The 13,093-nt window shown below is 37.1% G+C and carries 13 protein-coding genes; 10 read left to right on the top strand and 3 right to left on the bottom strand.

Annotated features, from left to right (window positions below; all coding sequences use genetic code 11):
• From fabZ to H626_RS0101735, 4 genes are read left to right on the top strand one after another with little or no spacing between them, the layout of a single operon-like run.
• Complete coding sequence (gene fabZ, locus H626_RS0101750; protein ID WP_027107802.1) at positions 1–432, top strand: 3-hydroxyacyl-ACP dehydratase FabZ; 432 nt, start codon at positions 1–3, stop codon at positions 430–432.
• Positions 433–436: 4 nt separating this feature from the next.
• On the top strand, positions 437–1,810 hold the full coding sequence (locus tag H626_RS0101745; protein WP_027107801.1) for an acetyl-CoA carboxylase biotin carboxylase subunit: 1,374 nt from the start codon (positions 437–439) through the stop codon (positions 1,808–1,810).
• A gap of 15 nt (positions 1,811–1,825) precedes the next feature.
• Positions 1,826–2,680, top strand: coding sequence for an acetyl-CoA carboxylase, carboxyltransferase subunit beta (gene accD, locus H626_RS0101740; RefSeq protein WP_027107800.1), 855 nt, complete (start codon positions 1,826–1,828; stop codon positions 2,678–2,680).
• Positions 2,681–2,701: 21 nt separating this feature from the next.
• The gene (locus tag H626_RS0101735) at positions 2,702–3,484 is read left to right on the top strand and encodes an acetyl-CoA carboxylase carboxyltransferase subunit alpha (RefSeq protein WP_027107799.1); all 783 of its coding nucleotides are present in this window, start codon (positions 2,702–2,704) and stop codon (positions 3,482–3,484) included.
• Positions 3,485–3,549: 65 nt separating this feature from the next.
• Here H626_RS0101735 and H626_RS0101730 read toward each other — a convergent pair whose 3' ends face one another.
• On the bottom strand, positions 3,550–4,827 hold the full coding sequence (locus H626_RS0101730) for a BaiN/RdsA family NAD(P)/FAD-dependent oxidoreductase (protein WP_027107798.1): 1,278 nt from the start codon (positions 4,825–4,827) through the stop codon (positions 3,550–3,552).
• 189 nt (positions 4,828–5,016) lie between these two features.
• On the opposite strand from H626_RS0101730, the gene H626_RS0101725 reads away from it, so the two are divergent.
• The 5 genes from H626_RS0101725 to H626_RS0101705 all read left to right on the top strand — a co-directional run bounded on the left by H626_RS0101725 (position 5,017) and on the right by H626_RS0101705 (position 9,288).
• Positions 5,017–5,445 carry a YidH family protein gene (locus H626_RS0101725; protein WP_027107797.1) on the top strand — a complete coding sequence of 143 codons (429 nt, stop codon included), beginning with the start codon at positions 5,017–5,019 and terminating at the stop codon, positions 5,443–5,445.
• A 22-nt stretch (positions 5,446–5,467) separates the two neighbouring features.
• Positions 5,468–6,238, top strand: a complete 771-nt coding sequence (locus tag H626_RS0101720; RefSeq protein ID WP_027107796.1) for an ABC transporter ATP-binding protein — start codon at positions 5,468–5,470, stop codon at positions 6,236–6,238.
• Positions 6,235–7,866, top strand: a complete 1,632-nt coding sequence (locus H626_RS0101715; protein WP_027107795.1) for a hypothetical protein — start codon at positions 6,235–6,237, stop codon at positions 7,864–7,866. Before H626_RS0101720 ends, H626_RS0101715 begins: the two co-directional genes overlap by 4 nt.
• Before the next feature lie 32 nt (positions 7,867–7,898).
• Complete coding sequence (locus H626_RS0101710; protein ID WP_027107794.1) at positions 7,899–8,126, top strand: YdbC family protein; 228 nt, start codon at positions 7,899–7,901, stop codon at positions 8,124–8,126.
• Between the two features lie 136 nt (positions 8,127–8,262).
• Positions 8,263–9,288 (top strand): YeiH family protein, encoded by a 1,026-nt coding sequence (locus H626_RS0101705; protein WP_027107793.1) that lies wholly within the window; start codon positions 8,263–8,265, stop codon positions 9,286–9,288.
• 243 nt (positions 9,289–9,531) lie between these two features.
• Here H626_RS0101705 and H626_RS10390 read toward each other — a convergent pair whose 3' ends face one another.
• Positions 9,532–10,389 carry a GNAT family N-acetyltransferase gene (locus H626_RS10390; protein ID WP_051237706.1) on the bottom strand — a complete coding sequence of 286 codons (858 nt, stop codon included), beginning with the start codon at positions 10,387–10,389 and terminating at the stop codon, positions 9,532–9,534.
• Entirely contained in the window at positions 10,389–11,153 is a 765-nt protein-coding gene (locus H626_RS10385) for a GNAT family N-acetyltransferase (protein ID WP_051237705.1), read from the bottom strand. Before H626_RS10385 ends, H626_RS10390 begins: the two co-directional genes overlap by 1 nt.
• Before the next feature lie 117 nt (positions 11,154–11,270).
• Here H626_RS10385 and H626_RS0101690 point away from each other — a divergent pair, with 117 nt between their 5' ends.
• Positions 11,271–12,956 (top strand): methyl-accepting chemotaxis protein, encoded by a 1,686-nt coding sequence (locus tag H626_RS0101690; protein ID WP_027107792.1) that lies wholly within the window; start codon positions 11,271–11,273, stop codon positions 12,954–12,956.
• The last annotated feature ends 137 nt before the right edge of the window (positions 12,957–13,093 follow it).

Below are 13,093 nucleotides of genomic sequence, written 5' to 3'. Positions count from 1 at the left end.
ATGACAACTTTAAATGTAAAGGAAATTCAAGAACTCATTCCCAACCGCTATCCAATTTATTTTATTGACAAGGTAACAGAATTGATTCCAGGTGAACATGTGACTGCAGTAAAAAACGTCACCATTAATGAAGAAATATTTCAAGGACATTTCCCCGGGGAACCCGTTCTTCCAGGAGTATACATCGTTGAAGCTTTAGCTCAAGCAGGATCCATTCCTTTGTTAAAAATGGATAATTTTCAAAATCAAACGGCTTATCTTGGCGGATTAAATAAAGTAAAATTCCGTAAAAAAGTGGTTCCAGGAGATCAGTTGATTTTAAAAGTCGACATCGTAAAATTAAAAGAATATGCAGGGATCGGTAAAGGAGTGGCTTACGTTGATGGGAAAAAGGTCTGCGAAGCTGAAATGACATTTATTATAGGAAGGTAAAATAATGTTTAAAAAAATCTTGATTGCCAATAGAGGAGAAATTGCTGTTCGGATCATACGAGCTTGCAGAGAGTTAGGAATACAAACGGTTGCCGTCTATTCTACGGCGGATCAAGAAGCTATGCATACACAGTTAGCAGATGAAGCGATTTGTATTGGTCCATCTAAAGCTATCGACTCCTATCTCAATATGCAAAATATCCTGAGCGCAGCTGTTCTGACACAAGCGCAAGCTATTCATCCAGGATTTGGCTTTTTGTCAGAAAATAGTACATTTGCCTCGATGTGTGAAGAAATGAATATTACTTTTATTGGACCAGATAAAGAAACGATCGATCAAATGGGTAACAAAGCCCATGCAAGAAAATTGATGAAAGCTGCTAATGTCCCAGTCGTTCCTGGAAGCGAAGGTTTTTTAGAGGACGAAACGGATGTGGTGAAAAATGCAAGCGAAATAAGCTATCCTTTGATGCTTAAAGCAGCAGCAGGTGGTGGAGGAAAAGGAATGCGCGTAGTTCAAAACGAAACTGAATTAATGCCAGCTTTTCATAGTGCCCAATCAGAAGCACAAGCAGCTTTTGGGGATGGTCGCATGTATATGGAGAAAATCATCAAACCAGCCAAGCACATAGAAGTTCAGTTACTAGCGGATCACTTTGGGAACGTTATTCATCTCGGCGAAAGAGACTGCTCAATGCAACGTCATCATCAAAAAGTTATCGAGGAATCACCAGCTGTTCTGCTAAGTGAATCCCAAAGAAAAGCTATTGGAGATGCTGCTGTTCGAGCAGGTGAATATGTAGGGTACAAGAACGCTGGTACCGTCGAATTTCTAGTGGATCAATCAGGGGATTTTTACTTCATGGAAATGAATACACGCATCCAAGTGGAACACCCCATTACGGAAATGGTCACCGGGATCGATATCGTAAAAGAACAATTACGCATAGCTTCTGGTGAACCACTCTCTGTGCGACAATCAGAAATCATTTTTAACGGACATGCAATAGAGTGCCGAATCAATGCTGAAAACCCATTAGTTAACTTTGCTCCCTCTCCTGGGAAGATTTCTTATTTACTTTTGCCTTCTGGTGGATTAGGACTCAGAGTAGATAGTGCTCTTTTTGCTGAAAGCGAAATCCCACCTTACTACGATGCGATGGTCGCGAAGGTGATCACCCATGGAAAGAATAGAGAAGAGGCAATCGCAAAGATGAAACGAGCACTGGGCGAGATGGTCATTGAAGGAATACAAACGAATCAAGATTTCCAAATGGATTTACTAGATGACTTGAATTTTAGATCAGGTGACTATTATACTACCTATTTAGAAGACGAATTTATTGAAAAATGGTTAGTAGCAAAAGATGAAGAATAGATGGAGGGATAGATCGTGCGTTTATTTAAAAAGAAAAGAAGACCGTATATCTCTCTCCCTATAGAAACGGCAGTCGACGACCACATTCCGCAAGTTCCAGATGGAATGTTTCAAAAATGCCCCAGTTGTAAACAAGCGATTTATACTAAAGACTTAGGTGCAGAAAGGGAATGTCCCAAATGCGGCTATGCTTTTCGCATCACTGCACAGGAACGTTTGAACCTTATCGCAGATAAAGATTCTTTCGAAGAATGGAATAAAGAAATCACCTCAACTAATCCTTTGAATTTTCCGGATTATGAAGAAAAAATAGCCCAAGCCAAAAAGAAAACGGGGTTAGACTCTGCCATTGTAACGGGAAAAGCGCAAATAGAAGGATTCGATACAGCTTTGGGTGTAATGGATTCGCATTTTATTATGGGAAGCATGGGTCAAGCCGTTGGCGAGAAAATTACGCATCTCTTTGAAGAAGCAACGAAGAAACAATTGCCAGTCATCCTTTTCACTGCTTCCGGTGGTGCTCGAATGCAGGAAGGTATTTATTCTTTGATGCAAATGGCAAAAACGAGTGCTGCTGTGGGTGAACATTCCAGAGCGGGCTTATTGTATATAACTGTTTTGACCGACCCAACAACGGGTGGGGTCACAGCAAGTTTCGCAATGCTAGGAGATATCATTTTGTCAGAACCTCAAGCACTGGTCGGGTTTGCTGGTAGACGAGTGATTGAACAAACAATCAAAGAAAAATTACCGAAAAACTTCCAGTTGGCTGAAGATGTCTTGGCACATGGTTTTATTGACAAGATCGTTCCACGTAAAGAGCTAAAAAATAGTCTAGCTTTGTTATTAGATTTACACGTACAAGGTTAAAATCAAGAAAGGAGGCTAACAATGACGCAGGCAATGGAACATGTTAAACTTGCTCGTGAAATTGACAGACTAAGCACAGTAGAAATCATTCAAGAGTTGTGCAGCGGGTTTGTTGAATTACATGGTGATCGTAACTATAAGGATGATAAAGCAATCGTTGGAGGAATTGGGAAAATCGCTGAAATGTCTGTAACAATCATCGGAAATCAAAAAGGAAAAAATATTGAAGAAAATATTTTTCGAAATTTCGGCTCCCCACACCCAGAAGGCTATCGAAAATCTTTGAGATTAATGAAGCAGGCGGAAAAGTTTAATCGGCCCGTTCTTTTACTTGTTAATACTGCGGGTGCCTATTGTGGTGTGGAGGCAGAAGAACGGGGACAAGGAGAAGCCATTGCGCGCAACTTACTTGAAATGAGTCAATTATCTGTCCCTATTCTTTCTATTATTGTAGGAGAGGGTGGAAGTGGGGGAGCTTTAGCCTTAGCAGTAGCTAACGAGGTTTGGATGTTCGAACATGCAATGTACTCTATTCTTTCGCCCGAAGGCTTTGCATCGATATTATGGAAAGATTCTACTCGCGCAGGTGAAGCTGCGGAAGTAATGAAACTCACAGCCGATGATTTGTTAGCTGAAAATATTATTGAAAAAGTTATTCCGGAGAAAAAAGAGAATGAATGGATCCCGAGAGAAGAATTTTTAGCCGACCTGAAGCAGCAGATCACCCTAAAATTAAAAGACTTGAAATCCTTAACGACAAATGAACTGGTAGATAAGAGAACTGCTCGTTTTCGTAAATTCTAAAAAAAGTTTCTTTGCAGAGTAGATGCAAAGAAACTTTTTTTGTTAAACTGATTTATATTTATATCTCATGCTTTATTTAAAAGACTTTCTGCTGCGTGCATTCCTGCGATTCTTCCCGTTATGAAAGCACCAGTAATGTTATAGCCTCCGGTGTAGCCATTATAGTCGAGTATTTCACCGGTGAAATACAGGTGATTTGTTTTTTTGCTTTCCATCGTTTTGGGGTTAACTTCTTTAGTGTTTACACCGCCACCTGTTACGAAAGCTTTTTCAATTGGCAATGTCCCATTTGCCTGGAACTGAAAATCTTTTAAATAGTGGACTAAAGCTTGAATCTGATTCTGAGTGAGTTGTTTTAAAGGCATATCTTCACTTAATTGATTTTTATTTAATCCAAAAAGCAGATAGCGTTCAGGAACAAGTTGCTTCAAGGCATTCTTGATACTTTTTTCTCCGTCAGATTTCATTGAACTTCGAATACTTTGCTCGAGTTCCTGTTTGTTCTGATCAGGTACTGCATCCAAGCGCATAGTTACAGTATCCGTATTGTCTTTTTTCATCGTTGTATGAACAAACATGGAACAGCGTAAAACTGCTGGACCTGAGATACCAAAATGGGTAAAAATCATATCCATCTGATGCGCAATTACTTCTTTCCCTTTTTTATTCAAGACACTTAGACGAACATCTCTCAGGGACAATCCCTGTAGAGTACGGTTTTGAATGAACTCTTCATTTGATTCGATCGGAACTTCTGTTGGATAGAGGGGGGATAATGTATGTCCAGCTTTTTTTGCCCACTTATAACCATCTCCTGTTGAACCAGTCCGCGGCATCGCTCTTCCACCTGTTGAAAGAATAACTCTGTCTGCATGTAATTCTTGTCCATTTTTCAAAAGGACTCCGACAGCGGCGTTATCTTCAATTAAAATATTTTCAACGGGTGCGTCTGTATATAATGCGACATTGTTTTTTTCTAAAATAGCACTTAAAGCATTGACGATCGTCCGAGATTTATCCGTTGTTGGAAACATACGACCGTGATCCTCTTCTTTTAAGGCGATTCCATGTGAACGAAAGAAATTCATAATATCATAATTATCGTATTGGTAAAAGGCGCTATATAAAAAGCGTCCGTTTCCTGGTATATGTGCGATGATTTCTTCCTTATCGCGATTGTTTGTTACATTGCAACGTCCACCACCGGTGACCAGCAGTTTACGACCAAGAATTTTATTTTTTTCGACTAAAGCGATCTTTTTCGCACCATTTTCGGCTGCGGAAATGGCTGCCATCATTCCACTTGTTCCGCCTCCTACGACAAGAACATCGTATTGCACCATTTAATTTTCCTCTTTTCTAGTAATTGTCTAGTGATACTGTATCATATTCTGTGATTAGGAGCTAGATAAAGAAGAAAACTATATAGAAACAGCATCAAGGATGTGAAAATAAAAACCGGCTTTTCACTGTAACCACGGTAGTATTCAAATTCTCATTATGCTAAAGTATGGATAAATGGGGTGTAACATATGACAAGTCAGAAGGATGAGGCTGAGAATAAGAATAATGAAATGACTACACAGCGAAATCAACTCGCCAAAAAAAGGACACAGTTAGCTGAAAATCGAACTTTTCAAGCAGCTGAAAGAACCTATAGTGCCTGGATCAGGACTGGATTTTCTATTTCTACGGCAGGGCTCACGATCGGCAAAATTCTTCATGATTCAGCTGAAGGAAATATTGCTTTGTTAATAGGAGGAATGCTTATTTTTATTGGAATGAGTACTTTTGTCTATGCCTGGATCGGATATAAAAATGTCTATGATGATTTAAGAAAAGATAGTATGATTAGGGAGGGTGAAGCTAGACCATTTAAAACCAATATCGTTGGAGTGTCTATATTGACTGTTGCTTTACTTGTGGTAGCAATGCTTGGCCTGTGGTTGATGTTTTTATAAATAACTAAAGGAGTTTACATATATGATTGAATTTAAACACGTTTCAAAATCGTACGGCAAAACAGAAGCTTTAAAGGATGTTTCTTTTCAAATAAAACCGGGAGAAATATTTGGCTTGATTGGGCACAATGGGGCAGGGAAATCTACCGCCATCAAATCCTTAGTGAGTATCATTGAACCAAATTCTGGAGAGATTTTGATTGATGGGAATCCATTACATGAAAATCGAATGGCTATAAAGAAAAGAATTGGCTATGTTCCTGACTCCCCAGATATGTTTTTAAAATTAACTGCGACAGAATATTGGTCATTGTTAGCCTCAGCATACGAATTAAAAGAGGATCTATATCAAAAAAATTTACACTACTTAATGAAACTCTTCGATATGCAAGAACATAAGCATAGTACTATTCAGTCTTTTTCTCATGGAATGCGACAAAAGACGTTCGTCATTGGTGCGCTTTTATCTGATCCGGATATTTGGGTATTGGATGAACCTTTAACCGGCTTAGACCCACAAGCAGCGTTTGATTTAAAAGAAATGATGAAACGCCATGCAGAGGAAGGAAATATCGTACTGTTTTCAACTCATGCATTGGAAATAGCCCAACAGTTGTGCAATCATATCGCCATTCTCAAAAAAGGTGAATTGTTATATGATGGGACGATTGAGGAACTGAAATCACTAAATGAAAATCAATCTTTAGAAAGCATTTATTTAAAAATGGCCGGTCGGGATGCGCAAGATAATGTGAAATCCCAAGGGAGCAGTGAAGGAGGAGAGCATCAATGAGATGGACTCCAACATTAGAATTAATTAAAGTAAATTTGATTTATTCGAATCCTCAAATAGTACAAAAAAAGAGGAAAAAAGAGGGAAAAGGAGAAAAAACTACAGAAATTTACAAGAGTGTCTTACTGCAAAATGTAATTTTGTTTGCAGTATTCTTGTTTTTATTTGGTTCACTGTTCTTATTTTCTGGTTTAAATTTTACACAGTATCCTGGACTTACATCAACAAACCTTTTTTTATTTGTACTGTTAACTTTCTTACAGGGAATGAACAGTGTTTATAACTTGTTCTACCAATCAAAAGATCTAATAAACTACTTGCCCTTACCATTCAGGCAAAGTGAGTGGTTCGTCGCAAAATTTTCTGTATTGATGCTGACTCTTTTACCTTTTTTGATCCCTATTTTGGGAATATTTTTAATAGTTGGCATTCAAGCCAATAGATTGTTCATTGGGGTTGTTTTGCAAGCACTTATCTTTTTTATTTTCATTTTGAGTTTGCTTTTTTTGCTTTTGGTTGTACTTATCCATTATTTATCGCAACTTCCTTTGTTTAAACGAAATAAAGAATTGTTTCAAACAATCTTTTATACCATTTCTAGTATCGGAATGTTTGGTGCGATTTTTATAATCTCCAATCGAAATACAGCGGCTAGTTTACCTGGTGAACTGCTTCCGGATTCAAAATCCGTCCCTTTTTTCGTCAATTTTCATACTTTATTAGTTGACCCATTTGATAAACAGGCGTTGCTTGAATTAAGTTTGGGTCTGATCCTATTATTATTTTTAGTAGTGCTGCTGTTTAAAGTGATCATTCCAACATTTTTTAACGATCAATTAAATGAACAGACTACTGCTGTAAAACGTAGTGCTTATAAATCAGGAGTACAGGAGGTCAAATCTCGCTCACTTGAAAAAACGTTGTTAAAGTATAACTTTGGGTTAGTACAAAATGCGACGTTAATTACCCAGCAAATTAGTTCCACGGTTATTTTTCCAATCATATTTTTGGCACCTCAAATCATAAATGGATTGAGTTTTGAGGGACTACCATTGTACTATTGGAAGTCTTTCTTTTGGGCAGGTTTTGTCTTCGCCCTGTTTACAGTAAATGCTCTCTCTATCGTTTCAGTTATTATTTCATTAGATAGAGAAAATTTCACCTATATGAAGTCTCTTCCATTTTCAATGAAAAGTTATTTACGCTTTAAATTTTGGTTCGCGTATGGACTAGAACTTATTTTGCCCTTGCTATTATCCATCGTTATTTTTTTCTTCACACATACTCCACTATTGTTTGCGGGATTATTTATTAGTGGCTTGCTTTTAGGAATGTATTGTATAAGTTTGGTTTACTTTGTTCGTGATTACCGGTTACTAGAGTTAGACTGGCAAACTATTACAGAGTTATTTAACCGAGGCAGTGGGGCATTCGGACGCGTAATATCTATGTTTGTTGTGATGATCGTAGGTGGAGCATCCACTGCCGGGATAACAGTGCTCAGTTCTTTAACGGGGACATGGGGTACTATGCTTGCGATCGGTGTACTTGCTCTTCCAATTTTAATAGGTGGTGGACTTACACTTTATTATAAGAAGAAATTTTGGTCAAAATTTGAAATCAGTTAACAATACAATCGTAGAGTGAAAGGATGAGGAAAGTGGCAACTATTGAATTTGAAATAAAAGAAGCTCTCGGAGAATTGTCCCGCAATGAAAAAGGCTGGACTAAAGAAGTTAATCGAGTAAGTTGGAACGGTCGCGAACCCAAAATTGATATTCGAAGTTGGGATCCAACTCATGAGAAAATGGGAAAAGGGATAACTTTAACAGAAGAAGAATGGACGGAATTACAGGCAATTTTAACTCAATTAAATGTAGAAGATTAAATCGAAGAAGTTAGTCAAAGATTACTTAAGCAGTAAAAATTCCAAATAAATCAATAGTGTGGGAGCCTTTTTAAGTAGTTGCTGGTATCCTCGATTAAGAGAATAACTAAACAGAGTATAGAAGGGAATAAACCGAGTGTTTACCAAAGAAAAAGCAAATGACATTTATCCAGGCTTGATAATAGCATTTGGGATAGCTAGTCTAGCACAACTGATTGAATTTTACTTACCCATTCATATCATAGGGGCTTCTGTTATCGCATTATTTATGGGAATATTTTTGCGAACAACAGTAGGAGTTGCACCAACCTTTGCAACGGGCATCCAATTCACATCTAAAAAAGTTTTGAAATTTGCCATTATTTTATTGGGAGCTTCTTTAAATATACAAACGATATTAACAGTAGGAAGAATGTCTTTAAGTGTTATGTTTTTCACACTGTTGACTTGTTTTGGTGGAGGCTACTTTATTGGCAAGGCATTAAAGCTAGATTGGAAATTATCGAGTATGATTTCAGCCGGAACAGGAATCTGTGGAGGTTCAGCTATTGCTGCAATGGCTCCCGTTATTGAAGCAGAAGATCATGATATTGCGTACGCAATTTCTTCTACTTTCTTATTTGATATGGTCATGATCATCCTCTTTCCCATTATGGGAAGAGCTTTGCAGTTGACAGATATTTCATATGGTTTATGGGCCGGTACCGCAGTAAATGATACTTCAAGTGTGGTTGCAGCAGGTTACGCTTTTTCCGAAGCAGCGGGTGATTTTGCTACGATGGTAAAACTTACACGGACACTTACGATCATTCCTACTGTATTAATATTTTCAGTTATTGCACGGAGCAAGAACAAAATGGAAAGCACTAATGAGAAGACCTCGCTTGTCGCTCGTACAGTAGGCTTGTTTCCTTGGTTTATTGTCTTATTTATCGGTATGGCACTACTGAATAGTGTGGGAGTGATCAATTCTCAAATTGCATTGAATTTAAAAATGTTTAGTCGTTTCTTTATGGTTGCTGCCCTAGCTGCAATTGGTTTGAAAACAGATTTATCCAAGATGAAAACAGCAGGTTTCAATCCGATGATCCATGGATTCATTATCTCAACATTGGTAGTGATCGTTTCAATTACTGTTCAATATTATATGGGAATTGTATAAAAAAATAGAGCGGTACGAAAAACACTCAGATTCGTATAGAGCAAAGGAAACGGATACACGAAAGATAGTCCTAGACTATCGAAGTACTCTCCGGCAGCCTATATTTGTAAGCTGATAATTCCATAACGGCTACAGCATCATGTAGTCTTTGTGGCGCCTACTTTTTAAAGCACGGTTTAAACAGTTGTGTTCGTGAGCATGAGAAGAGGCTGGGACATTTGTCCCAGCCTCTTCTCTACGTTTTTATTTTGAATAGCTGCCAGAAAGGACCCACTCTGTGCTGCTAGCAAGGTGGTCTTCAAAAAGTGAGTCGTTCATGTTCCGTGCATCGATATCTAGCCAAAGAGAGGGTTTGATCGCTGTTTGCTTAACATATTGATGGTAGTAATCATCTATAGTATTCCATAATCCTTTTTGGCCCATTAAGTCATCGTAAGGGTAGAGAATATGGACATAATGCTTTCCTTTATAATCGGGTTTAAGTATCAAAAGTCTGCTTTCACTAGCATTTCGATAAAACGTCCAATTTTCTATTTGCTGCTCAGTAAACAATTCAAGGCTACTAGGTAATGGATAATAACATTCATAGGGAATTATATTCATAGGCTCAATGTATGCCTCTTTCAACCAATTAAGCTTTTCTTTATATATCTTGATTTCTATCCACTTAGGATCCATAGATAGGAAAGAAGTCGGCACAGAAGGAAGATTCGTATGATATAAATTTACCATAGGTACTAAACCTAACTGTTTTTGTAAATTTCTTGAGGCTATGTTTGTCACCTCTGTATAGCCACCGATCCAACTGATTTCAGGAATGGATCGTATTTCATTCAAAATAAAGCGCATTAATTTGAATGCCAATTTTTTTCTTCTATAATTTTTATCCGTTCTTAATCTCCCCAGCATGATTTGAGCAGTACCGAAAAGAGTATAGCCACCGATGCAAACGAGTTTATCATCTAAAAATAGTCCATAGAGAGTATTTGGATCAGAACTGATTCTTTCGAAGCTCATTAACATATAATCCGTAGGTAAATCTGTTTCCATTTTTGCATAATGGTATTTGTCTGTCGGTGATAATTTTCTGATTTCTTCCATTATTCCACTCCTAGATTTTTGTTGAATTCTTTTTGTGCTGCCAAGCGATAGCCCTCATATTGATAATTTTGTTTTCGGTACATATTTCGGGCCGTTTCTTCTCCATCCGCTAACAAAAGAATCTGTTTATCTTTAGCATGCTTCATAATGAATTGTTGAATTTCACTCCCAATCCCTTGCTTTCTGTATTCTTTGCAGACAAACAAGTTATCAATTTCAATAGTTTTATCTTTTTCAATGATATCCGTTCCCCCAACAGGAATATTGTCAAGATAAGCTATTATTTGATAAATAGATGAGTCGTGAAAATTGATATCATAGACTGCTTGTTTCTTTTCTGCAAAGTCTACTCCTTCGTGAAGATCTTGCTGAAAGTTTATTTTTTTATAATCTGGAAGAGAGAAATCGGTTACCCATTCGATTCTCACTGCAGAATTTTTTTTGGTTATTTTGAATTTTTCGGGAAATACAGTATACAGTTCAAGCATTTCAATCCCGTAATTGTTTTCATTAAAGTAATTCATTATTTCAGGGGTAAAAGGAGTGTTAGCGGGCCAATAAAATTTCATATAATTAAAATCTATATCTTTATGAAACTCGAACTGAATATTCTCAATAAGCAGAAATTCTTCTAAAACAGGTTGGAAAAGAAGATACATTGCGTTGTAATCATACATGAACGAAAATTTTTCATTCAAATATAATTCGTAAAACTCGTTTTTTTCAATACATAGACTGTGCTTTTCTATACTATGAAAGTTCATCAGATTCTCCTTTAGTTTTTTTTAGTATAACAAAATTATTATAATTAGGAGTATTAAATAAAAAAAAGTTTTGTCGATAAGGAAAGGAGTCGATAAAAAAGGAGAAGATAAAGGTTTATGAAATTGAAAAGTATACGCATGAGATTACTCATTGCATTTTTATCATTGGTAGGTCTAGTCATGGTAATGTTATTAATCAATATTACTTCAATAATGAGGATAAACACAAGCACAGAAGAAGTTGTTTACGAAGATCAGCAAGCGCTGATCGTTAGCCAAAGCTTAGCTACCAATATGGCAGAAAGAACGAGCCTTATCCAAAGTTATTTAACCACATTAAATCCAAGTTATTTAGATGAGTTTAATGCAGGTATTGAAGAAAGTATTGCGATAGAAAATAAAGGAATCGAAATAATTCAATCCGAAAGTTTAGAACAATTGATCAATGAAAAAATCTCCTGGGGAATGGCAACAAATGAATTAATTGATTTAATTGAAATAGGTGAAGTGGAGCAAGCAGAAACGTTGATGGAAGATCAGATTTTCCCATTAAGTTTGACACTTATAGATGGATTTGGTCTAATAGCAAATGAGATTGAAACAGACGTCAACAACCACGCCCAAGAAGTGATCCGTTTGGGGAAAAGTGTAGTTATATTCAGTTCTATTCTTGCAGGCATTGCGCTTATAAGTGGGGTTGTCATTGCATTAATTACTTCTCGGAATATTAGTCGTCCTCTAAAAGAAGTGACAGACAGAATGCATGAAATTTCTTTGGGTGAATTGAATTCGCAGCCACTTTTGATTGAACGGTCTGATGAAATAGGGAAACTGGTTCGTGCAACAAATTCAATGAATGACCGATTGACGAATATGATGAATCAACTGAATTCAATTTCACAGGACACATTGAATCAAAGTCAGACTTTAAATCAATCTTCGGATATGATGGAGAGTGAAATAATTCAAATTGCAGCTACGATGCAAGAACTCGCATCTGGTTCTGAATCACAAGCTCAAACGGCCACTGAATTAGCAACCTCAATGGATAGTTTTACCCAAGTGGTAGAAAGTACAAATAAAGACAGTGCACAGGTTTATCAAGCATCAGAATCCGTTCTTTCTCTCGCTCGAAAAGGGGATGAATTAATGGGATCTTCTACTACCCAAATGGAGCATATCGATAAGATCGTCAAACAAGCTGTCAACAAAATGTCTATGCTAGATAATCAAACACAAGAGATTTCAAAATTAGTAGAAGTGATAAAAGATATTGCCAACCAGACTAACTTGTTGGCACTCAATGCGGCCATAGAAGCTGCGCGTGCTGGAGAACAGGGTAAAGGCTTTGCAGTTGTTGCAAATGAAGTTAGAAAATTAGCTGAGCAAGTATCTGAAGCTGTCACAGACATTACCGAATTTGTTGGAACGATTCAAACAGAATCAAAAGGAGTCACTACTTCCTTAGAAGAAGGGTATGAAGAAGTAGAAAAAGGGACTACGCAAATTGTTTCGACTAAAAAGACTTTTGAATCAATTCTTAATTCTGTACAAGGTATTTCTCAGGGAATAGGAAATATGAGCAGCGAATTGAAAAATGTGGCAAAAGAAACCCGAGAAATGAATAGTGCTGTGGATGACATTGCTGCCGTAGCAGAAGAATCCGCTGCGGGAGTTGAACAAACAGCTGCTTCTTCTCAACAAATAGCCAGTTCAGTAGAAAATATTTCTAAAAATGCAAATTCATTAGTCAATTTATCAGACCAATTGGATGATCTAATAAGTAAATTTAAAATTAAATAAACTGGAATATGTTTTTGTGAAATAGCTCTATATATTTCATCTGTAAATCGTTAGATACTCTGGAAACACTTTTTTTGAAACCATTTCAGAAAGAAGTTAGTGTGAGTAGTAAGAGACTGAGACTTTAGGTTTCAGTC

It is taken from the genome of Lacticigenium naphthae DSM 19658 (assembly GCF_000425865.1).
Taxonomy (GTDB): domain Bacteria; phylum Bacillota; class Bacilli; order Lactobacillales; family Carnobacteriaceae_A; genus Lacticigenium; species Lacticigenium naphthae.
This window is presented reverse-complemented; position numbering and strand designations above follow the sequence as displayed.